This is a genomic window from Allomuricauda sp. d1 (genome assembly GCF_039592695.1).
Taxonomy (GTDB): domain Bacteria; phylum Bacteroidota; class Bacteroidia; order Flavobacteriales; family Flavobacteriaceae; genus Flagellimonas_A.
In genome coordinates, this window is sequence record NZ_JBBUTK010000002.1 from 854,660 (window position 1) to 876,753 (window position 22,094).

At 43.2% G+C, this 22,094-nt stretch carries 23 protein-coding genes; 16 read left to right on the forward strand and 7 right to left on the reverse strand.

The features are described from left to right. Nucleotides 1-168: 168 nt before the first annotated feature. From rlmN to AAAH86_RS10950, 5 genes are all read left to right on the forward strand, one after another. On the forward strand, nt 169-1,209 hold the full coding sequence (gene rlmN / locus AAAH86_RS10930) for a 23S rRNA (adenine(2503)-C(2))-methyltransferase RlmN (RefSeq protein ID WP_343487649.1): 1,041 nt from the start codon (nt 169-171) through the stop codon (nt 1,207-1,209). A gap of 75 nt (nt 1,210-1,284) precedes the next feature. Beyond that, nucleotides 1,285-2,262 (forward strand): polyprenyl synthetase family protein, encoded by a 978-nt coding sequence (locus AAAH86_RS10935; RefSeq protein WP_343487650.1) that lies wholly within the window; start codon nt 1,285-1,287, stop codon nt 2,260-2,262. 66 nt (nt 2,263-2,328) lie between these two features. Next, entirely contained in the window at nt 2,329-2,901 is a 573-nt protein-coding gene (locus AAAH86_RS10940) for an RNA polymerase sigma factor (protein WP_343487651.1), read from the forward strand. Between the two features lie 7 nt (nt 2,902-2,908). After that, the gene (locus tag AAAH86_RS10945) at nt 2,909-3,625 is read left to right on the forward strand and encodes a hypothetical protein (protein WP_343487652.1); all 717 of its coding nucleotides are present in this window, start codon (nt 2,909-2,911) and stop codon (nt 3,623-3,625) included. A 74-nt stretch (nt 3,626-3,699) separates the two neighbouring features. Then, nucleotides 3,700-4,776 carry a hypothetical protein gene (locus AAAH86_RS10950; RefSeq protein ID WP_343487653.1) on the forward strand — a complete coding sequence of 359 codons (1,077 nt, stop codon included), beginning with the start codon at nt 3,700-3,702 and terminating at the stop codon, nt 4,774-4,776. Between the two features lie 129 nt (nt 4,777-4,905). On the opposite strand, the gene AAAH86_RS10955 is transcribed toward AAAH86_RS10950, so the two are convergent. Both AAAH86_RS10955 and AAAH86_RS10960 read right to left on the reverse strand, forming a co-directional pair. After that, complete coding sequence (locus AAAH86_RS10955; RefSeq protein WP_343487654.1) at nt 4,906-5,148, reverse strand: zinc-ribbon domain-containing protein; 243 nt, start codon at nt 5,146-5,148, stop codon at nt 4,906-4,908. Nucleotides 5,149-5,154: 6 nt separating this feature from the next. Beyond that, on the reverse strand, nt 5,155-5,760 hold the full coding sequence (locus AAAH86_RS10960) for an SIMPL domain-containing protein (protein ID WP_343487655.1): 606 nt from the start codon (nt 5,758-5,760) through the stop codon (nt 5,155-5,157). Between the two features lie 106 nt (nt 5,761-5,866). Here AAAH86_RS10960 and dnaG point away from each other — a divergent pair, with 106 nt between their 5' ends. Beyond that, nucleotides 5,867-7,840: a DNA primase gene (gene dnaG, locus AAAH86_RS10965; RefSeq protein WP_343487656.1), complete on the forward strand. Its 1,974-nt coding sequence runs from the start codon at nt 5,867-5,869 to the stop codon at nt 7,838-7,840. 48 nt (nt 7,841-7,888) lie between these two features. On the opposite strand, the gene AAAH86_RS10970 is transcribed toward dnaG, so the two are convergent. Both AAAH86_RS10970 and nadE read right to left on the reverse strand, forming a co-directional pair. After that, nucleotides 7,889-8,518, reverse strand: coding sequence for a response regulator transcription factor (locus tag AAAH86_RS10970; RefSeq protein ID WP_343487657.1), 630 nt, complete (start codon nt 8,516-8,518; stop codon nt 7,889-7,891). Between the two features lie 164 nt (nt 8,519-8,682). Continuing rightward, nucleotides 8,683-9,480 (reverse strand): NAD(+) synthase, encoded by a 798-nt coding sequence (gene nadE / locus AAAH86_RS10975; protein WP_343487658.1) that lies wholly within the window; start codon nt 9,478-9,480, stop codon nt 8,683-8,685. Between the two features lie 116 nt (nt 9,481-9,596). Between nadE and gldB the strand changes: the two genes are divergently transcribed. Genes gldB through AAAH86_RS10990 form a run of 3 tightly spaced genes read left to right on the forward strand, consistent with a single transcriptional unit; the run spans nt 9,597 to nt 11,304 of the window. After that, nucleotides 9,597-10,577 carry a gliding motility lipoprotein GldB gene (gene gldB, locus AAAH86_RS10980; protein ID WP_343487659.1) on the forward strand — a complete coding sequence of 327 codons (981 nt, stop codon included), beginning with the start codon at nt 9,597-9,599 and terminating at the stop codon, nt 10,575-10,577. Further along, complete coding sequence (gene gldC, locus AAAH86_RS10985) at nt 10,577-10,909, forward strand: gliding motility protein GldC (protein ID WP_343487660.1); 333 nt, start codon at nt 10,577-10,579, stop codon at nt 10,907-10,909. Before gldB ends, gldC begins: the two co-directional genes overlap by 1 nt. A gap of 14 nt (nt 10,910-10,923) precedes the next feature. Then, nucleotides 10,924-11,304: a GTPase gene (locus AAAH86_RS10990; RefSeq protein ID WP_343487661.1), complete on the forward strand. Its 381-nt coding sequence runs from the start codon at nt 10,924-10,926 to the stop codon at nt 11,302-11,304. 5 nt (nt 11,305-11,309) lie between these two features. On the opposite strand, the gene AAAH86_RS10995 is transcribed toward AAAH86_RS10990, so the two are convergent. From AAAH86_RS10995 to AAAH86_RS11005, 3 genes are all read right to left on the reverse strand, one after another. Next, on the reverse strand, nt 11,310-12,404 hold the full coding sequence (locus AAAH86_RS10995; protein ID WP_343487663.1) for a serine hydrolase domain-containing protein: 1,095 nt from the start codon (nt 12,402-12,404) through the stop codon (nt 11,310-11,312). 72 nt (nt 12,405-12,476) lie between these two features. Beyond that, nucleotides 12,477-13,082, reverse strand: a complete 606-nt coding sequence (gene yihA / locus AAAH86_RS11000) for a ribosome biogenesis GTP-binding protein YihA/YsxC (protein ID WP_343487664.1) — start codon at nt 13,080-13,082, stop codon at nt 12,477-12,479. A 136-nt stretch (nt 13,083-13,218) separates the two neighbouring features. Continuing rightward, nucleotides 13,219-13,983: an alpha/beta hydrolase gene (locus AAAH86_RS11005; RefSeq protein ID WP_343487665.1), complete on the reverse strand. Its 765-nt coding sequence runs from the start codon at nt 13,981-13,983 to the stop codon at nt 13,219-13,221. Nucleotides 13,984-14,254: 271 nt separating this feature from the next. Here AAAH86_RS11005 and AAAH86_RS11010 point away from each other — a divergent pair, with 271 nt between their 5' ends. The 7 genes from AAAH86_RS11010 to murD all read left to right on the forward strand — a co-directional run bounded on the left by AAAH86_RS11010 (nt 14,255) and on the right by murD (nt 22,068). Beyond that, the gene (locus AAAH86_RS11010; RefSeq protein WP_343487666.1) at nt 14,255-14,734 is read left to right on the forward strand and encodes a division/cell wall cluster transcriptional repressor MraZ; all 480 of its coding nucleotides are present in this window, start codon (nt 14,255-14,257) and stop codon (nt 14,732-14,734) included. Next, complete coding sequence (gene rsmH, locus AAAH86_RS11015; RefSeq protein WP_343487667.1) at nt 14,727-15,629, forward strand: 16S rRNA (cytosine(1402)-N(4))-methyltransferase RsmH; 903 nt, start codon at nt 14,727-14,729, stop codon at nt 15,627-15,629. Before AAAH86_RS11010 ends, rsmH begins: the two co-directional genes overlap by 8 nt. A gap of 92 nt (nt 15,630-15,721) precedes the next feature. Then, nucleotides 15,722-16,039, forward strand: a complete 318-nt coding sequence (locus AAAH86_RS11020; protein ID WP_343487668.1) for an FtsL-like putative cell division protein — start codon at nt 15,722-15,724, stop codon at nt 16,037-16,039. Beyond that, the gene (locus tag AAAH86_RS11025) at nt 16,039-18,048 is read left to right on the forward strand and encodes a penicillin-binding protein (protein ID WP_343487669.1); all 2,010 of its coding nucleotides are present in this window, start codon (nt 16,039-16,041) and stop codon (nt 18,046-18,048) included. The genes AAAH86_RS11020 and AAAH86_RS11025 overlap by 1 nt, the downstream gene beginning before the upstream one ends. Then, entirely contained in the window at nt 18,045-19,508 is a 1,464-nt protein-coding gene (locus tag AAAH86_RS11030) for a UDP-N-acetylmuramoyl-L-alanyl-D-glutamate--2,6-diaminopimelate ligase (RefSeq protein ID WP_343487670.1), read from the forward strand. The genes AAAH86_RS11025 and AAAH86_RS11030 overlap by 4 nt, the downstream gene beginning before the upstream one ends. A 5-nt stretch (nt 19,509-19,513) precedes the next feature. Next, entirely contained in the window at nt 19,514-20,734 is a 1,221-nt protein-coding gene (gene mraY, locus AAAH86_RS11035; RefSeq protein ID WP_343487671.1) for a phospho-N-acetylmuramoyl-pentapeptide-transferase, read from the forward strand. A 2-nt stretch (nt 20,735-20,736) separates the two neighbouring features. After that, complete coding sequence (gene murD / locus AAAH86_RS11040; protein WP_343487672.1) at nt 20,737-22,068, forward strand: UDP-N-acetylmuramoyl-L-alanine--D-glutamate ligase; 1,332 nt, start codon at nt 20,737-20,739, stop codon at nt 22,066-22,068. Nucleotides 22,069-22,094 lie beyond the last annotated feature (26 nt).

Consider the following 22,094-nt stretch of genomic DNA (forward strand, 5'->3'; position numbering starts at 1 on the left):
TCAGAGCCTGTTTAAATTTTTGTGATTAGAATTGTTATAGATTATTTTTTTGCCCTTTTAGGCAAAATTTTATGGCATAGCCCATGCTACGGTATAAAATTTTAACGAAGAAGGGCGGAAAAAGGGTCATTAGGAAATAATTGATAAAAACTTAAATAGGCACTCAATATGGTCAAACACAAAAAAGACATTCGGGCACTTACCAAAGAACAACTGCGTGACTTTTTTACATCCGAAGGTGACCAAGCTTTTCGTGGCAACCAGGTCTATGAATGGTTGTGGCAGAAATCTGCGCATTCTTTTGATGGCATGACCAATCTGTCAAAGCAGACCCGTGAGATGCTTGATAAAAACTTTGTCATCAACCATATTGAGGTGGATCAAATGCAGCGAAGCAATGACGGAACCATCAAAAATGCGGTAAAATTGCACGATGGACTCATTGTAGAATCCGTTTTAATCCCTACAGAAACCAGAACAACGGCTTGTGTATCGAGCCAAGTAGGCTGCAGTCTTGACTGCAAGTTTTGCGCCACAGCACGGTTGAAACGCATGCGCAATTTGAATCCCGATGAGATTTATGACCAAGTGGTGTCCATAGACAGGCAAAGTCGGTTGTACTTTGACCGCCCACTCAGCAACATTGTTTTTATGGGCATGGGCGAGCCATTGATGAATTACAACAATGTGCTCAAAGCAATAGAAAAAATTACTTCAAAAGAAGGTTTGGGCATGTCACCAAAACGCATTACGGTCTCTACTTCGGGGGTGCCCAAGATGATAAAGAAAATGGCGGATGAAGCTGTAAAGTTCAACTTGGCGGTTTCATTGCATTCCGCCATCGATGAAACCCGCACCTCTATCATGCCGTTCAATGCCACCTTTCCGCTGCATGATTTAAGGGAGGCCTTACAATATTGGTATCAAAAGACCAAGAATAGGATTACCTATGAATATGTGGTGTGGCAAGGCATCAACGATACCAAAAAAGATGTGGAAGCCTTGGTCAAATTCTGCCGCTTCGCGCCTTCGAAAGTGAACTTGATTGAGTACAACCCCATTGACGATGGGCAATTTCAGCAGGCTTCTGACGCAGCTATAACGATGTATCAGAACATTTTGGAAGAAAATGGCATTACGGTAACGGTACGCCGTTCTCGTGGCAAGGATATTGATGCCGCCTGTGGCCAGCTGGCCAATAAATCTTGACGCTGCACCAAGACCACCGATTACTGTGTTGTTTTCCCTACTTTTGGTGCACCAAAATCAAACTTCTAATCTCTTTTGAAAGTCGCCGCGCAAATAAGGGAGCCCATTGAGCATGAGATGCAGCTTTTTGAAGAAAAGTTTCGCCTTTCAATGTCATCAAAAGTGGCCCTGTTCAACCGTATCACCTATTACATTGTCAATAGAAAGGGCAAGCAGATGCGCCCCATGTTCGTTTTTTTGACAGCAAAGATGTTGAACAGCGGGCAGGTGAACGAACGCACCTATACCGGGGCATCGATTATTGAGTTGATCCATACTGCAAGTCTGGTACACGATGATGTTGTCGATGAAAGCGATAAACGTCGTGGATTTTTCTCAATCAATGCGCTGTGGAAGAACAAAATCGCTGTTTTGGTCGGCGACTACCTCTTTTCAAAAGGACTTTTGGTCGCTTTGGATAATAACAGCCACGACCTTTTGCAGATTATTTCAAATGCTGTTCGTGAAATGAGCGAGGGAGAGCTACTGCAAATCGAGAAAGCCCGTTTGCTCGATATCACAGAAGAAGTGTATTACGACATCATCCGTCAAAAAACCGCTACGCTGATAGCTGCCTGTTGCAGTATGGGAGCTTGTGCAGTGAAATCTGGCACTGATGAAGTAGAGACCTTCCGCAAGTTTGGTGAGCTCTGCGGCATGGCATTTCAGATCAAGGACGATCTTTTTGATTATGGAGAGGAGCGTATCGGCAAACCCACGGGTATCGATATCAAAGAACAGAAAATGACCCTGCCACTTATCTATGCCCTTGACCAAAGCGACAAGAAGGAACGGAGGTGGTTGATCAATTCCATCAAAAATCACAATAAGAACAAAAAAAGGGTCAAAGAGGTCATTGCATTCGTGAAAGCTAAAGGCGGATTGGAATATGCCATCGAACGGATGTTCAAATTCAAAGATGAAGCCCTTTCGCTGCTGGAACCTTACCCTGAATCCCCTTACAAAGACTCCCTGATGCTTATGGTCAACTATGTGGTTGACAGAAAAAAATAGGTGCTGGACAACCCTTTTTAAATTACATGCGTCTATACCTATAGAAGCGAGAACAAACCAAGAGCCTTGAAGATTATTGGACTATACAGAAATGAAAAACTGTTGGTGAAAAAAGCCAAAGCCAATGATAGGTCTGCACAAAAAGCAATTTTTGAGCAATTTTCTCCCAAAATGCTTTCGGTATGCCGCCAATATATCAAAGACGTTCAGTTTGCAGAAGATGTCATGATCAGTGGTTTTGTCAAGGTTTTTAGCAAGCTTGAAACTTTTAGAGGGCAGGGAAGTTTTGAAGGATGGATCAGAAAGATTATGGTGCGCGAAAGTATTTCCTATCTAAGAAAGCGACAGTTTGTGGTCTATGATGATGAGGTGGTTGAACAGGTTGAATTGGAGGTTGGCGATTCATCTTCAATGTGGGATGTGGAACATATACAGTCACTCGTTGATACACTGCCGGAAGGATATAAAACTGTCTTTTTGCTCTATGCCGTTGAGGGATATAAACATCATGAGATAGCTGAGCTACTAGATATTTCTGAAGGTACTTCAAAGTCACAATTGTTCAAGGCCCGGCAAACGCTTCAAGAAAATTTAAGATTGGGTGGTGCCATTCACGACACCAGATCAAGAAGTAAATGAAAAAGCTATGGAAAAATTAGAAAAACATATCAAACAAAAACTGGAGGCTCGCGAGATCAAACCGTCCAAAAAGGCTTGGTCAAAACTTGAAAAGCGTCTTGAAACTGCACCTGAGCAGAACAACAACCGAAAATGGTATATGATAGCTGCCGCATTCATTGGAGTTTTGATAGTGACATCCATCTATTTTAGCGGCAACAAAGAGCAGCAACAACCTCAAATAGTGGTAAAAGACAACCAAGATGAAGAAAACAGCCAGGCAAGTAAGGAAGCTATTGAGATTATCAAAGAAAAACCTTCCGTTGTAGAAACTGAAGAGCAGTCACCAAAGCAAAGCGATGAAAAACAGTTTGTTGAACCAGAAACTAAAACAGCAGTTGCACTATCGGAAATCGTAGAAAAGAGAATTCCACTTGAAAACGAATTGGCTGAAAACCAGCAATGGCTTATTGACCAAAAAGTGGATGAAGTTTTGGCCAAGGTCATTTTATTGGAAAACAACAATCAATCGGTCACCGAAGCTGAGGTAGATTCACTGTTAAGAGCCGCGCAAAAAGAAGTGCTGACCGACAAACTTTTTAACCAAAATGGTTCGGTTGATGCCATGATGCTTTTGGCCGAAGTCGAAGACGAACTCAATGATTCTTTTCGGGACCAAATTTTTGATGCCCTGAAAGATGGCTATACCAAACTCAGAACCGCAGTGGTATACCGCAATAATTAACATTCATCAATCAAAACCCCTGTTTTTATTCCTCCCCCTTGGGGGAGGTTAGGTGGGGGCTAAATCAAACAATCATGAGAACAATTACCTATTATGTTGTGCTGATCATTATCAGCTTTTTGACCCAACAGCTTTCGGCCCAAAAATCGTATGAAAAAGAAGTTGAAGAATTAAAAAACAGAAAAGAAGAGATAGTATCTCAAGAAAAAGATGCGTTACGTTTAGAGGTCGAACACATCAATAAGCAACTTGAAAAGGGAAAAATTTCAGCTGAAGAAGCGACAAAATTAAAAGAAGCTGCCGCGAAAAAGCGTGCCTTGAACATCGAAAATAGAACAGCAATCATCGATAACCGTATTGCCTTGTTGGAACGCAACCAGGGTCAGGTTTTGGAATTGGACTCACTAGATTCAAAAAATCGGTTATTATTGACGTTTGATATCGACGATGAAGACGATAGAATTTTTGGCATACGCATCAATGAAAGAGATTGGGATAGAGACTATAAGTACGACCGGCGTACCTATTCTGACTTGGTCTTGGCCATTGGGTTGAACAATGCTTTGATTGAAGGGCAATCATTGGATGACTCTCCGTATAAAATTGGTGGAAGCCGATTTTTTGAGATGGGTTGGCAGTGGCGGACGCGGGTGTTCAGGAATTCAAATTGGTTGCGATTCAACTACGGATTTTCATTTCAATTCAACGGTTTAAAACCAGAAAACAACCAGTTCTTTGTGCAAAATGGTGACCAGACCGGATTACAGGAATTTGATGTGGAATTGGACAAGTCGAAGCTCAGAATGGATAATCTGGTGTTTCCGGTGCATTTTGAAATCGGTCCTTCAAAATATAGAGAGTACCGCAACGGTTTCCGGTATTCGCTGGATGATCAGTTCCGTTTGGGTTTTGGGGGTTATGCGGGATTCAACTTGGGTACACGGCAAAAATTAAAATATACAAGAGACGGCGAGCGTGTAAAGGACAAGTTTAAACGTGACTACAATACCAGTGATTTGATATACGGTTTGAGTGCTTATGCAGGTATCGAGGGTGTGCTGCTGTATGTCAAATACGATTTGAATCCCATTTTTAGGGATGCTCCTGTCGAGCAACGTAATATTTCATTGGGGGTTCGCTTTGATTTGTAAAAAAAATACTGGCTCCACCCTGTCATCCTGAGCGGTGTCACACTGAGCGCAGTCGAAGTGCAGTCGAAGGAAAAGAGTTGTTTTCCAAAAACGGACAGGGGGATATTCCAATGTTCTTGGGATATTGAATCAAATTGACAACGCCCTCTCCATTTCGTCCGAAAACTCCTCTTTATAATAGACCCGTTTACAATGACTACATTCCGCATAGCGTGATGTTCCTATTTTAAAAAGCGGTATCCAAAACAGATGAAAATAGTTGGGCTGAACATGGGCAGTGAGTGTTCCCGTTTGCGAACAATGAGGACAAGAAACACCATTCATGGGTTTTGAAACCTGTTTTCCCGATCGTGTTCCGAAGAACAATATCATATTCTGCTATTTCAATTCAAACGAGACATTGATACGGTATTCACGCTCGTTGTTGATGTTGCCATAGTAGAGGCTTTCACTGAACTTTTCATAGTTGGTATCACTTAAATAGACCACTTTCCCAATTTGTCGTCCCATTTTTCCGGCGAGTGCTTCAGCGCGATTTTTCGCATCTTCAAGTGCTTTACCGGCATAATCTGCCATTTGTGCTCTAGTGAGTTTGAATTCCATGGTAGTGTCTGATTTGGTCACGCCGACAGAGCGTACCGAAAGAAATTTTTGAAGGTCATCGGCACTGTTGGTCGTGTACTTGATAATGGTGCCATCTTTATCATATCCATAGAGCGCATAGCCCATGGCATCTTCTTTGAGATTTGCGGTATTGATGCCCACTTTGGCCAATTTATCTTTATAGGTCGATAGTATCTCTGGCAGCGTAAAAGTTTGCGCATCATAGTAGACGTTGTTCATGCTGACAAGCATAGACGCCTTATAATTGGGAGAAATGGTATAGCCGTGAACCCCATATACATTGATGGTGTTCTGGTTTTCTTGAGCATTTGTAAAACAGAAACTGGTGAAAAGCAGTGTAAGCAATACTATTTTTTTCATGGTAACCGTGTTTAATGAAATTGTCTAATTTGGATTGAAATTAAGGATAAACTTTTTTACATTCCAATTAGAGGATTAATTTTATCCACCTTTCAAAAAAACGCTTTTGATTTCAAAGACCACCATAGATCAAGTGTACGAGACCGCCAGGGTCGAAGAGGTCATTGGCGACTTTGTGCAGCTTAAAAAATCGGGCTCCAACTACAAGGGGCTGAGTCCGTTTACTGATGAGCGCACCCCGAGTTTTATGGTATCGCCGGTCAAACAGATTTGGAAGGATTTCAGTAGTGGCAAAGGTGGCAATGTGGTGGCCTTTTTGATGGAGCACGAACATTTTACCTATCCCGAAGCGATTCGATACCTTGCCAAAAAGTACAGCATTGAGATTGAGGAGACCGAACGCACCGATGAAGAAAAAGAACAGGCCAATGAACGCGAGAGCATGTATCTGGTCTCAGAATATGCCAAACAGTATTTTGAAGAAACGCTGTGGGGCACCGAACCGGGCAAGGCCATTGGTCTCTCTTATTTCAAAGAACGTGGCTTCACTGAAGAAACCATCAAAAAGTTCGGTCTCGGTTACAGTTTGGATGAATGGGAGGCCTTCACCAAAGCAGCATTGGATGCGGGCTATCAATTGGATTTTTTAGAAAAAACCGGGCTCACTATTGTCAAAGAACAGACGGGTGGTGAAAGCAGAAAGTTTGATAGGTTCAAAGGCCGGGTGATGTTTCCCATCCATTCCATGAGTGGTCGCGTTTTGGGTTTTGGCGGTCGTATTCTGACCAATGACAAAAAAGCGGCGAAATACCTGAACTCCCCAGAAAGCGAAGTCTACCACAAGAGCAAAGTGCTCTACGGTATCTATTTTGCGAAGCAGGCCATCGCCAAAGAAGACAATTGTTACTTGGTGGAAGGCTATACCGATGTCATTCAAATGAACCAAAGTGGCATTGAAAATGTTGTGGCGTCAAGCGGCACGGCATTGACCCCAGAACAGATTCGCCTCATCAATCGGTTGACCAAGAACATCACCGTGCTTTTTGATGGTGACGCTGCCGGACTTCGAGCATCACTCCGTGGCATTGATTTGATTTTGGAGCAGGGCATGAACGTCAAGGTCTGCTCGTTTCCTGAGGGGGAAGATCCCGATAGTTTTGCCAAGAACAATGCCTATGAAGATGTGGTTTTGTATCTGGAGGAAAACAGCCAAGACTTTATTCAGTTCAAAACCTCGTTATTGGCCAAAGAAGCTGCGAACGACCCCATCAAACGGGCGGATACCATTCGTGAAATAGTCAACAGCATCGCCAAGATTCCCGATAGGATAAAAAAGGAAGTCTACATTCAAGAGTGCTCCAAAATCATGCAGATCTCTGAAGAGGTACTGTACAATACTTTGGCACAGATTGACAAGAAAGAGGCCTACGATGCCAATAAAAAAGCAAAGAAAGAGCAAAAGGCCTTTGAAGTGGTCAAGAACGAAGCCGCTGTAGAAAAGGTGGATGTTCAATACGAACTCGAACGAAAAATTATTGAAATGCTCTTGCTTTATGGTGGTGAGAAACAAGAATTTGAAGACTTGGTGCTCAAAGAAAACGATGAGGGTGATTTGGTGCTTGAGCCTGAGGTCTTTGAGGCCAAGGTTTATGAGAAAATCTATTTGGATTTACAGGAAGACGAAATTGAACTGACCAACGAGAACTTCCGTAACATTTATTACAAATTGATTGAAAACTTGAACGAGAATGAAGACTTTTCGGTGAATTCGTTCATTTCAGATTTGGAACAAGAGTTTGTAATCGAGGTATCTTCAATCTTGATGGAAGAAGAAAAATACATATTGCACGATTGGGAGCGAAAAGATATTTACCCCAAGGATAAAAAATACAGTGTTGCCCAATTGGTGGGTGAGACCATTTTGACCTTGCGTTGCAATCTTATAAAAAATAGAATCGACAGGCTTCAAAAAGATACCGAAGATTCAAAAGCTGACAATACCGAAACCTTGGAGGAAATCATGAATTATCTTCAGCTCAACAAATTGTTGAATGCCAAATTAAGCAGGGTCATTTCATAAAAAAACCCCAGTTTGACTGAGGTTTTTATCGAGTATCATTGAGTTTTTCTAGTAAAGTTCCAATGCTTTTGCCTGTTGCAATAGGTCAACAAGGTTGTCAACATTGAGCTTTCGCATCAAACGGGCTTTATAAGTACTCACCGTTTTTTCGTTGAGGTTAAGGCCTTCTGCAACTTCTTTGTTTCTTTTTCCGCTGGCGAGCAGTTTCAACACCTCGATTTCGCGGGTCGACAATTTTCTGAAGAACCTTCTTGGCTTTTGGGTACCTTCGTCAAATGCCAAACGTTGTGCCAATTCGTTGGTGATGAACATATTGCCTTCACTTACTTTTCGAACAGCAGATACGATGTAATCAACATCAGCAGCTTTGGAAAGGTAGCCGTAGGCACCTGCCCTAATGGTGCTCAGTGCGTATACATCTTCTGATTGACCGCTGTACATCAATACTTTGGCCTCAGGAAACTCATTTTTCATTTTTCGCAATGTGGCGATGCCATTAATTTCTGGGATGTCCATTTCAAGCATGACGACATCGGGGGAAACTTTTTTCAATTGTTCAAACAGCTCAGTGGTTGAAGAGACATCTGCGACAACTTCAAAATCTGGGACGGACTCAAGTACGGTTTTAACGCCCAACCGTACAACGGGGTGGTTGTCAGCAATCAGTATTTTTGTCATTGTGATAGGTTTACAGTATTGTTTAGGTTTTAAAATGGTTGGTTTAACAAAACTTACATCGTTTTGCCGAGCAATATAGCCATTTTCTTACAACAAAAGTGCATTTTTAAATTAAAACCACAGAATTTTTAAGGTTTTTCTCGTTTTAAGTACTCTATTTATAGTTAAGATGTTGATTTTAACGACTCTGGAATTGTGCAAATGGGTATCGGTATCATTTTATGTCGATTAATGGTATTGAATCTTTTGTAAATGGTGAACACCTCTTTTTTTCTTCCAGAAAAGTCATTGGCCGTCTTTCCTTCATCGTCCATTTTCATGGCCCATTCGAGTTCTGGGTAACTGGCCCCAATTTGGTCTTCGTCGGTACGGCTGTCGCCCCATAGTCCGTCAGTGGGTGCAGCTTCCATAATGTCTTGGTTGATGCCCAAGACCCTTGCCAGTTCATATACCTCTGTCTTCAACAAATCGGCAATGGGGCTCAGATCAACACCGCCATCCCCGTATTTGGTGTAAAAGCCTATGCCAAAATCCTCTACTTTATTGCCCGTACCCGCCACAAGGTATTTTTCCAGCGCAGCGAAATAGTACAAGGTGGTCATGCGCAATCTTGCACGTGTATTGGCCAGTGACATAAAGCGGTCTTCCTCATTCTCAACTTTGGGCAGGGCTTCTATCAGGCTATCAAAAACGGGGGTCAGGTTTACGGGTTGTCGGCTTACATTAAGAAAATGTTGCATCAACCAATCAATATGCCTGTCCGCACGGGTCACTTGATTTTGTCCTTGGTGTATGGGCATCTCCACGCAGAGCAAATCCAGCCCCGTTTTAGCACAGAGGGTAGAGGTCACTGCAGAATCAATACCGCCCGAGACACCAACCACAAACCCTTTCATTTTGGCGTTCTGTGCATAGCTTTTAAGCCAGTTTACGATGTGGTCAATGACCTTTTCAGTTCGCATAACGTTCTTTTTATGAACTTATATTGAACTTTTTAGGAAATACAAAAAGTTCAATATAAGTTCTATTTCAAAAATTTACCTTTGTTTCCGTAAAAATAAATGCTGAGCGCGTAATAATGAAGAGGTTTAGAGAATTCATGGGGTGTTTCGCCCTCTTACTCATTATTTTATTTATTGGATGTAAAGATGATACGGATGGATTGGAAGCAGAAATCGCGAAGATTTCCATCAATTTTGAACTGTTGCGTTTTGACCAACAGTTTGGTGAAGCCAAGGCTGAAGACATTCCAAAACTAAAACAAAAGTACCCCTATCTGTTTCCGGCGCAATATCCGGATAGTGTATGGGAAGCTACCCTGAACGATACCTTACAGATTGCCCTGCACAAAGCAGTGGATAGTGTGTTTACCGATTTTGATGAAGTTGAAACAGATTTAGAATCCCTGTTCAAGCACATTGCACATTATTTCCCCAGATACAAAGTACCTAAAACGGTCACCTTGATATCGCGGGTCGATTATAACAATCGGGTAATCTTATCAGATTCATTGCTGCTGATTGGGTTGGACAATTATTTAGGGCACGGGCATAAATTTTATGCAGGCCTTTCAAATTATATTGCCAAGGGTCTTGACAAAAAGTATTTGACCTCAGATGTGGCAAGTGCCTTTGCCAAGACCGTGAATCCGTATCCGCGAGACCGTACCTTTTTGTCGCGAATGGTACACTATGGCAAAGAGCTCTATCTGAAAGATAAGTTGCTGCCAAATGCCACAGATGCCCAAAAGATTGGATACACTGATGATGAAATGGGTTGGGCAAAGGCCAACGAAGAGCAGATGTGGCGTCATTTTATTGAACAAGAACTGTTATACAGCACTGACTCATCGTTGGACCGTAAATTTCTTGACCCGGCACCTTTCTCTAAATTCGGATTGGAATTGGATAGTGAATCACCCGGAAGATTGGGCCGCTATCTGGGCTGGCAGATTGTAAGGGCGTACGCTGAGAAAAATGATAATGTGGGGCTTATTGAACTTTTGGATATGCCCGCTGATGAACTCTTTAAAAAATCAAACTACAAACCCAGAAGATAATGGCTGTTGAACATACCTCAGAGATACGCTTAAAGGTAGGATTGGATGAAAACCGTGTGCCCGAAGAATTGACCTGGTCTGCCGAAGATGGTGGCATTGAAAATGAAGAGGCCAAAGCAATGCTGCTCTCGGTCTGGGACAGCAAGAATCAAGAATCGCTCAAAATCGATTTGTGGACGAAGGACATGCCCGTCGATGAGATGAAAATATTCTTTCACCAAACCCTGATGACCATGGCCGATACTTTTTTTAAAGCTACACAGGATGAAAAGATGACGGCCACGATGAAAGATTTCTGTGATTATTTTGCTGAGAAGCTAGAGTTAAAGTGACTCTCTTGTTGTGCATGAAAAAGAAGCCCGCTCAAAAACTCATTTTTGTCTACAACGCCAATTCAGGTGCCCGAAATGCGGTGATGGACAGTATGCACAAAGTATTCAGGCCATCAACCTATGAATGCAATCTGTGCGATTTGACGTATGGTACCTTTTCAGAAAATCGCGTTTGGAAACGCTTTCGCCAAGACAGTGTGCATAAAATGGTCTTTATGCACAAAGATGAGTTTGCCAAGCGTTATGCTTCTAAATTCGGATACAAGTTTGATTTTCCGATTGTATTGATTGAGGGCGACAATGGCTTGGAGGTGTTGATTTCAAACACAGAGTTGAGCGAATTGAAAACGCCCAGGAGTCTGGTTCGTCTGGTGGAGGAGCGAACCAAATTATAAATATTCTAGAGTTCGTCTATAATGGCTTCTACAGTTTCGGCCAATTTTTGGTGTACTCCGGGTCCGGAGACATTGGTGACGATAAATACACCTGTCTGGGTTTCGGGTATGAGGGTCATCCAGCACATGGTGCCAAAAGCCCCTCCGTTTTGAAAAATTTTATCGGGTTTCGGTCCATCCTTAAAAATCTGCCAAAAAAATCCATTTTCATAATCGCCATATTTTCCTTCATGTAATTCAGTATGTGACACTCTAACTATTGTGTCAGAAGTATTCAAATGAAATTTCATGTACTTCACCATATCGCCAAGCGATGATTTGATACCGCCTTCCGCACTCATAGCTTTATTTGGGTTGAAGGGCATTTCTATGCCATTGTGATTAAAACCTGTCGCCAGATATGTTTTTGTATCATTTGAAGGGATTATTGATGAGCTTTTCATGTCAAGAGGTTTGAAAATGTATTCTTTCAATAGGGTTTCAAACGGTTTTTGGTTTAGATTTTCGAGAGTGTACCCGATGAGGTTGGCCCCAGCGTTCGAATAGCTGAATTTATGTCCAGGAATGGTATCCAGTTTCACTTGTACCAACGCTTCAAAAAACTGGGTTTTTGAGTAGTTTTTCTGCAGTTTGAAGATTTCGAAGGGTAATTTGTCATAATCTGGATTTTCAAAAAGACTATCTGCAATGGGAAACATTCTGGGCAAACCACTGGTATGGGTGAGAAGGTGTCTAAAAGTAATGGGATTGCCCTCGTATTCCAAGTTCGTAAAATTTCCATCCATGTAAAGACGGATATCGTCATCAATATTGACTTTTTCTTCGGCAACGGCCTTGGCCAAAAGTGTTCCTGTAAAGGTTTTGGTGAGCGAAGCGATTTCATAAAGGGTATCATCATCTGGGGCATTGCCATCATGCAATTTTCCCAAATGTAGTTTGTATGTTTTACCATCTTTTATAGCTGCAATCGATAGTGAGGTGATTTCCGGTTGCTTCAGCAAAACAATGCCATGTTTTTCAAGAATCAAATGAGGATCTTTAGGTGTTTCAATTGTAGTTGCGAATAAGAATGCAAATGATAAAAAGATAGCGTACTTCATTTAGCGGTGTTTAAGTCAATACCGCTGTAACTGCAAAAGGTTACAATTTTTAAATGATTTTTGAGCCCTCAACTAAGATTTGAGGCTGTTATTGATTTCATCAATATATCCCAACAGCTCATCCTTTCCGGTACGGTTTGCCGATGAGGTCACAAAATGTGGTGGGGCTTCTTCCCAAAGACCGTCGAGCAATACTTGAAGGTAGTCATCAACATGTTGTTCAATGGCCTTGGGCTTCAATTTATCAGCCTTGGTAAACACAATGGCAAAGGGTATGCCGTTTGAGCCGAGCCACTCCATAAACTCCAAGTCAATTTTTTGGGGTTCGTGGCGAATATCCGCCAAAACAAAGGCACTGACCAGCTGTTTTCGTTTTTCGAAGTATTCGGTAATGTATTTTTGAAATGTTTTTTTATCCTTTTTTGAGACTCTGGCATACCCATAACCGGGCAGGTCGACCAAAAACCATTTGTCATTGATTTTGAAGTGGTTAATGAGTTGGGTCTTTCCTGGTCTTGCTGAGGTCTTTGCCAAATTCTTGTTGTCGGCCAACATGTTGATCAATGATGATTTGCCCACATTAGAGCGGCCAATAAAGGCATATTCCGGTAATAGGGCTGCCGGGCATTTGGCCACATCAGAATTGCTCATTACAAATTCAGCAGAAGTGATTTTCATCGGTGTTGGGTGTCAGTTGTCAGATGCTCGGTGTCCATTTTGGATACGACCATGCCACAAAGTTAAAATACTGGATTTGAAACTCTTTATCAGTAAACCACTTTACATCCAGCATCCAGCATCGTGCATCTATCGACTAAAATCCTCTTTTCTCAAGCCAGGCTTCAAGAATTGTATTGAAGTCTTCGGGGTGTTCCATCATAGGGGCATGGCCACATTTGTCAATCCAGAAAAGGTCAGAGTCAGGTAAAAGCTCATGAAACTCCTCGGCCACGTTGGGTGGGGTCACGGTATCGTTCTTGCCCCAAATAATGCAAGTTGGGGTCTGCATCTTGGGCAGGTCTTTTGACATATTGTGGCGAATGGCACTTTTGGCAATGGCCAACGTTTTTACCAGTTTCATTCGGTCGTTGACCGTGGCGAACACTTCGTCTACGATTTCTTTGGTGGCCACTTTGGGGTCATAGAAAACATCTTCGGCCTTTTTCTTGATGAACTCATAATCACCCCGCTTGGGGTACCCGTCGCCCATGGCGCTCTCGTACAGTCCTGAACTTCCAGTGATGACAAGGGCTTTGACCATTTCGGGAAACATCTTGGTGTGCAACAAACCAATATGGCCACCGAGTGAGTTGCCCAACAAGATGACATCTTTTAGGCCTTTGTATTCAATAAATTCCTCTAAAAATTTGGCGAAGTTCTTTACCGTGGTCTTAAGCATCGGCATGTCGTAAATGGGCAGCTCGGGCACCAACACCTTATAGCCTTTGTCTGGAAAATAGTCGGTGACACCATGAAAGTTGCTTAACCCCCCCATCAACCCATGAAGGATGATCATTGGGGCACCCTCTCCGAACTCAATATACCGGTACTTACCATCCTTGATGATGTGCTCTTCCATTCAAAGTTAGTTGGGTCAAGAGCGGCAAATATAGGCATTTCATATCATACGAATTGTGAAAGTAAGGATGGTAAAAAGTGGGATTTTCCCCTAAAAATGATGACTTGAATGGTAGAAGAAACAAGAAAAGTGGAAGATGAAAATACTTTAAAGTGGAATTTTGACGTTAAAATTATAGAATTTATTAACATTTGTGTCTTTTAGTGGAAAAATGTGGAAATTTTATCTATATATTTGAATTTAAAATCCTGACACAAAAATTCATTGGCCAATGAACTTGATGGGGCAATTTGATTGTAAAGCTGATACCAAGGGGCGCGTCACCTTACCGACCGCACTCAAAAATCAGCTCATGCCCGTCATCAATGAGGATTTTGTCATCAAAAGGGCTGTTTTTCAAGGTTGTTTAGAGTTGTTTCCGAAACGGGAATTTGATGTGTTGATGCAGCAGGTGCGGGCCAAGAAGAACATTGATAGAGATTACGATCTGTTTTTCAGAAAGTTCACCGCAGGTATGAAAATCGATGTCAAGGTCGATGCTGATACCGGTAGGGTTCAGATACCGAAAAACTTGATTGAGTTTGCGGGCATTGAAAAAGAAGTGGTATTGAACTGTGCCGATGATCGTATTGAAATCTGGGATAAGACCAAATACGAGGCGGTATTGCTTGAAAGCGAAACGGTCTATGCCGATGTAGCTGAAAAGATATTCAAGAACGGCAATCAAGCCCCATCTGGAGGCAATGGATAGTGAGTATCACATCCCCGTGCTCTTGCAAGAGTCGGTTGATGGGTTGGATATAAAAAAAAACGGAGTGTATGTTGATGTCACCTTTGGCGGTGGCGGGCACTCTGCTGAAATACTGAAACGGTTGGGCGATGGTGGCAGGTTGTATGCCTTCGACCAAGACAAGGATGCTGCCGAGAATGCACTGAATGATCCACGTTTTCAATTGATCGACCAGAATTTTCAGTATCTCAAACAGTTTTTAAAGTTCTATGGCATTTTTGAAGTTGATGGAATCTTAGCGGATTTTGGGGTATCGTCACATCAATTTGACCAACCTGAGCGCGGCTTTTCAATCCGGTTTGATTCAGAATTGGATATGCGCATGAGCCAGAACAGCTCAGTGACCGCTTTTGAGGTGGTGAACACCTATGGTGAAACTGAATTGGCGGCGGTGCTTTTTCGGTACGGTGAACTGCGCAATGCAAACGCCATGGCAAAAGCGATAGTCGGGGCAAGAAAGCAAACCTCTATTCGAACCACAGGTCAGTTAAAGGCAGTATTGCAACGATTTTTGCCCAAGGCCAAAGAGAACAAGATTTTGGCACAGGTGTACCAAGCCATTCGCATTGAGGTCAACCAAGAGATTGAGGTTTTGAAGGCCTTTTTGTTGCAAGTGCCCGAAGTGTTGAAGAAAGGTGGGCGGTTGAGCGTGATAAGTTACCATTCCCTCGAAGATCGGTTGGTCAAGCGATTTATCAGGGCCGGAAAGTTTGAGGGCGAACCCGAAAAGGATTTCTACGGAAACCTCAAGGTTCCCCTGAAGAAAGTGGGAGGGTTGATAGTGCCATCAGCGGAAGAAATAGCAAAAAATAATAGGGCACGAAGTGCTAAGCTCCGTATTGCAGAAAAATTATGATTGTCCCCTTGAGGGGACAGGGGTATAAATATAAAAAGAGGGTTATATGGATTCCCGTCTTCACGGGAATGACAAAAAATCAGAATGCATTCATGAAAAAAGGATTGTTAGACATATTGAAGGGAAAGTTTTTGGTGAGCGGCGACGCTCCCAAGAATTGGCTGTTTTTATTGTTTGCCTCCTTTCTGGCGGCAGCGATGATTTCAAGCAGCCACAATGCCGATAAAAAAGTACACGAGATTGCCGAACTCAATGAAGAGGTGCGGGCTCTGCGAAGTGAGTTTGTGGTCTACAGGCGACAATTGCAGCAACAGAAACTAGAATCCTCCCTTCGAAATTCCATAGTGGAAAGGGGGTTGCTGCCTGCTGCCCATCCTCCCCAAAAAATAAAGGTCAAATCAACTAGATAGTGGCGATAAGCGAACGAAATATCATGAACAGGCTCTACCTCGTAGCAGGCTGCCTTCTCCTCTTTGCGATTGCCGTGGTCGCCCGCTTGGTCGATATTCAGATGGTCAAGGGCGATACGTTTAAAGAGATGGCCACGAAGAAGACCGAGCGCATGTTTGTCATTGAGCCGAACCGTGGCAATATCTATGCCGATGATGGTAGTCTTTTGGCGGCATCCATTCCCAAGTACACCGTGCATTTTGATGCGACGGTCATCAACCAAACAGTGTGGCAAGAAGATTTGGGGGCGCTATGCGATTCTTTGGGTAAAATGTTCGGCAAACCCGCTTCATACTACGCTAAAAAATTCAGAAAGGCGAGGGCCAACAGAGATGCCTATGAGTTGGTTGCGCGAAACCTGAGCTATTTGGAATATGATCGCGTGCGCAAATTCCCCATATTCTCAAAGGGAAGGTACCGTGGCGGATTTATGGAATCGTACAAAGTGGTACGCGAATATCCCTTGGGCAAAATTGCTGCGCGAAGTATCGGTTACGAGCGTATCGACGAACAGGGTTATTACACTAGAGTGGGATTGGATGGTGCATTCGGAAAAGAATACCTGCGTGGGCAAGAAGGCAAACGTCTCAAGCAGAAAAGTGCCGGTTCAGAATGGAAGCCCGTCGGTCTCAGCAACATTATCGAGCCAAAAGATGGTCAAGATATTGTCACCACCATCAACACCAATATTCAAGATATCGCGCATCATGCGCTTTTGGGCCAATTGGAAAAATACAAAGCGGATCACGGCTGCGTGGTCATTATGGAGGTAGAGACGGGTGAGGTCAAGGCCATCTCGAATCTTGGCCGTACCGAAGAGGGCAAATACTATGAAAAGCTGAACTATGCTGTAGGAGAGTCGCACGAACCTGGCTCTACCTTTAAATTGATGTCGATGGTCGCCGCTTTGGAGGATAAGGTGATTGATACGAACAGCATCGTTGATACCGAGAAAGGTCGGTGGCGCATCTATGATCGAACGGTTCGCGATTCAAAGCATGGCGGCTACGGTAAAATCTCTGCTGCCGATGCTTTTGCCGTATCCTCAAATACGGCTTTTGCCAAAATCATCCATGAAAATTACAAGAAACGACCAGAGCAATTTGTGAATCGACTTATGGCAATGGGGCTTCACGAAGATTTGGGCCTGCCCATCATTGGTGAGGGGCAACCTGTACTTCGATATCCTGGTGATAAGGGCTGGTCGGGTATTTCACTGGCGTGGATGTCTCACGGCTATGAGGTGGCCATGACCCCACTGCAAACGCTCACTTTTTATAACGCCATTGCCAATGATGGTGAGATGGTGCGTCCTCGATTTATCAAAGAGGCACGCATCGGAAAAAAGGTAATAGAAGAATTCGACAAAGAAGTGATCAATTCCGCTATCTGTTCCGAAGAAACAGTCAAAAAAGCACAGCAATTGTTGAAAGATGTCGTGGAGAAAGAGGATGGCACTGGGCATCGGATGTACTCAAAATATTTTTCGATGGCTGGCAAAACGGGTACCTGTCAAAAGAATTATGTGGCCAAAGACCCCGATAAACTTGCCTATATATCCTCTTTTGTGGGTTATTTTCCTGCGGACAATCCCAAATACTCCTGCATCGTCGTCATACACGAACCTGATAAGAGTGTCGGGTACTATGGTGCTGATGTGTCGGGCCCCGTATTTAAATCCCTCGCACAAAAAATATTTGCCGACTCGCCCATGGTTGATGAGGTGGCTCCAAAAAATCAGGAAATAAAAAATCTGGAAGAAGAGTTCAACACCTTTTATGCCCACGCCCAGAAAAAATACAAGCAAGTGCCCAATGTGAAGGGCATGAGCGGCATGGATGCTATTTCGATTTTAGAAAATTTAGGCCTTGAAGTCGAGGTCAGGGGCAATGGTAAGGTCAGAAATCAATCCATCAAACAAGGGACGGACTTATCACAAGTCAAAAAAATAGTGCTCGAACTGTCATGAAAACACTGAAAGACATATTGTACGGGGTACGGCTTACAGCGGTGAGCGGTACAACAAATATGTTGGTCAACAACATTCACTTTGATTCACGCAAAGTAGCGATGGATGATGTTTTTGTTGCCGTTCGCGGTACGGTCACCGATGGGCACAAATTCATTCAAAAAGCGGTGGAGTCTGGGGCAAAGGCCGTGGTTTGTGAAGAGTTTCCAGAATTGATGGTCAACGGCGTGACCTACCTTGAGGTGCGTGATTCGAATCAAGCATTGGCGGTGATGGCTTCCAACTTTTACAATGTTCCATCAAAAAACTTAAAATTGGTGGGCATTACGGGCACTAACGGCAAGACCACGGTGAGTACCTTGTTATATCGATTGTTCAAAAGGGCAGGGTATAAAGTTGGTTTGATTTCCACCATCAAAATCATGGTCGACAATGAAGAACACCAAGCGACCCACACCACACCTGATGCCCTTGCCATCAACTACAATCTACAGCTGATGAATGATGAAGGGGTTGAGTTCTGTTTTATGGAGGTCAGCTCGCACGGTATCCACCAAAAAAGAACGGAAGGTCTGGTGTTTGAGGGCGCCATTTTTACCAATCTTTCACACGACCATCTCGATTATCACAAAACCTTTGCAGAGTATCGAGACACCAAGAAAAAACTGTTTGACGGTTTGCCCAAAACGGCTTTTGCACTGACCAATATTGACGACAAGAACGGTTTGGTGATGTTGCAGAACACCAAAGCGAGAAAACTGACCTATGCACTGAAAAATTATGCAGATTACAAGGGTCAGATTCTAGAGCGCCAAATCAATGGCCAATTGTTGAAAATCAATGACAATGAACTCTGGTCAAAATTAATTGGTGATTTCAATGCCTACAATCTGCTGGCCATTTACGCTGCCGCGGATATTTTAGGATTGGAAAAATTGGAGATTCTGCGTCTCATCAGCGAGCTCGAAAACGTTGATGGCCGCTTTCAATACTTTATATCGAAAAAGAAAATTATAGCAATTGTTGATTATGCCCATACACCGGATGCACTCAAAAACGTATTGACCACAATCAATACGCTGAGGACTGGAAATGAAAACGTCATCACCGTAGTGGGGTGTGGTGGTGATCGTGATAAGTCAAAGCGTCCGGTTATGGGTCATATCGCCTCAGAAATGAGCAACCAGGCCATTTTCACCTCTGACAATCCAAGAACTGAACCGCCCCAAACAATCATTTCAGCAATGGAAGCTGGGGTTGAACCACAAAACGCGAATAAAGTACTGGCAATAGAAAATAGAAAACAGGCCATCAAAACAGCCTGCAAATTGGCAGTTGCCAACGATATCATTTTGGTAGCGGGCAAAGGCCATGAGACCTATCAAGAAACCAATGGAAAACGAGTTGATTTTGACGATTTCAAAGAGGTCAAAGAGGCACTGAACAGTTTAAACAAGTAAGAAGGATGTTATACTATTTGTTCGAATTTTTAGAACAACAATACCAACTGCCGGGGGCCTCACTGTTTCAGTATCAGACGTTCAGGTCAGCTATGGCCGTGCTGCTATCGCTATTGATTGCCATGATATACGGTAAGCGAATCATCCTTTTTTTACAGAAAAAACAAATTGGCGAAAGTATTCGTGATTTAGGATTGGAAGGACAAAAAGAAAAAGCGGGTACCCCGACGATGGGCGGTATCATCATTATCATGTCCACCTTGATTCCGGTATTGCTTTTTGGCGATATCAAGAATATTTATGTCATTTTATTGATTGTCACCACAGTATGGATGGGCATCATCGGCTTTGCCGATGACTACATAAAAATCTTCAAAAAGAACAAAAAGGGGTTGAAAGGCCGCTTTAAGGTCATGGGCCAAGTGGTGCTGGGGCTTATCGTTGGGGCGGTACTGTATTTTCATCCAGAAGTGACCATGAAAGAGCGCGATACCACGCGCATCACCCAAAACTTCAGGGTCGAAGAAGTGATGGGCAAAGAGGTGAAGTCGGTGCGGACCAACGTACCCTTTTTCAAGAACAATGAACTTGATTATGCCGATTTCATTTCATGGATGGGTGAGGGAGCAAAAGAATATGCGTGGTTGGTATTCATCCCCATCGTGATTTTGATTGTGACCGCGGTTTCAAACGGGGCCAACCTGACTGATGGTATCGATGGGTTGGCAGGGGGTACTTCGGCCATCATCGTATTGACCTTGGGCATTTTTGCTTGGGTTTCTGGTAATGTGGAATTTTCAGACTACCTCGATATTTTTTATATCCCCCGTGTAGGTGAATTGGCGGTCTTCATCGCTGCCTTTGTGGGTGCACTGGTCGGATTTCTTTGGTACAATGCATATCCAGCACAGGTTTTTATGGGCGACACGGGCAGCTTGACCATTGGCGGGGTCATTGCTGTGATTGCCATCATTGTGAGGAAAGAATTGTTGATTCCGATTTTATGCGGAATCTTTTTCGCCGAATCACTTTCGGTGATGCTGCAAGTGGCCTATTTCAAACATACAAAACGAAAATATGGTGAGGGTAGGCGCATCTTTTTGATGGCGCCCCTGCACCATCATTTCCAGAAGAAGTCATATCACGAAAGCAAAATAGTGACCCGTTTCTGGATTATTGGAATTCTATTGGCCATCATCAGCATCGTCACATTGAAGATACGATAGCCATGAAGCGGTTGGTGGTTTTAGGAGGAGGTGAAAGCGGTGTTGGCACCGCAGTATTAGGAAAAAAAGAAGGATTTAAAGTCTTTGTCTCTGACAAGGGCAACATCCAAAAAAAGTATAAAAACGTTCTTGAACATTTTGAGATTGAATGGGAAGAAGGCCAGCATACCGAAGACAGAGTTTTGGATGCTGACTTGGTGATGAAAAGCCCCGGCATACCCGATAAGGTGCCGATGGTGCAAAAATTGGTCAAAAAGGGAGTTCCGGTGATTTCAGAAATTGAGTTTGCTTCAAAATTTACCAATGCAAACATCATTGGCATCACAGGAAGCAATGGCAAGACCACGACCACCATGCTGACCTACCATCTGGTGAAAGAGGAACTTGATGCGGGTATGGCCGGAAACATTGGTGACAGTTTTGCCAAAATGGTCGCTGAGAATGACTTTGGGCACTATGTGTTGGAAATCAGCAGCTTTCAGTTGGATGGTATTGTAGATTTCAAACCTCACATTGCCATGATCACCAACATTACGCCCGATCACTTGGACCGATATGAATATCAGTTTGAAAACTATATCGCTTCCAAATTTCGGATAGCCATGAACCAAGGCAATGAAGATTACCTGATCTATGATGCCGATGATGAAGTGATAGTCGATTGGTTGAAAAGACATCCCGTTCAATCCACTTTGGTTCCTTTTTCATTGAAGAAGGAACAGCAGTTCGGGGCGTGGTTAAAAGACGACGAGATAATAAGTATTGTAGAACACAAATCCTTGAAAATGAACAGAGATATTCTGGCCTTAGAGGGCCAACACAACGTAAAAAATGCCATGGCAGCCAGTTTGGCGGCGCTATTGGTCAATGTTCGTAAGGACACTATCCGAAAAAGTATCCAAACCTTTCAAGGAGTTCCGCATCGACTTGAAAAAGTATTGAAAATCAACCATGTAGAGTACATCAATGACTCTAAGGCCACCAATGTCAATGCCACGTACTACGCCTTGGAAGGCATTAGAAAACCCATCGTCTGGATTGCCGGCGGAGTCGATAAGGGCAATGATTATGGTCAATTGATGCCCTTTGTGCGTGAAAAAGTAAAGGCCATCATTTGTTTGGGTATGGACAATACCAAACTCAAAGAATCATTTGGCAATGTCATTGACCTGATGGTCGAGACCTATTCGATGGAAGAAGCGGTCAAAGTAGCCTATAAGATTGCCGAGCGTGGTGATTCGGTATTGCTGTCACCGGCCTGCGCCAGCTTTGACCTGTTCGAAAATTATGAAGATCGGGGCGACCAGTTCAAACAACAAATAAGAAAACTATAAACAACCTTGGGTAAGGCCCAAGACAT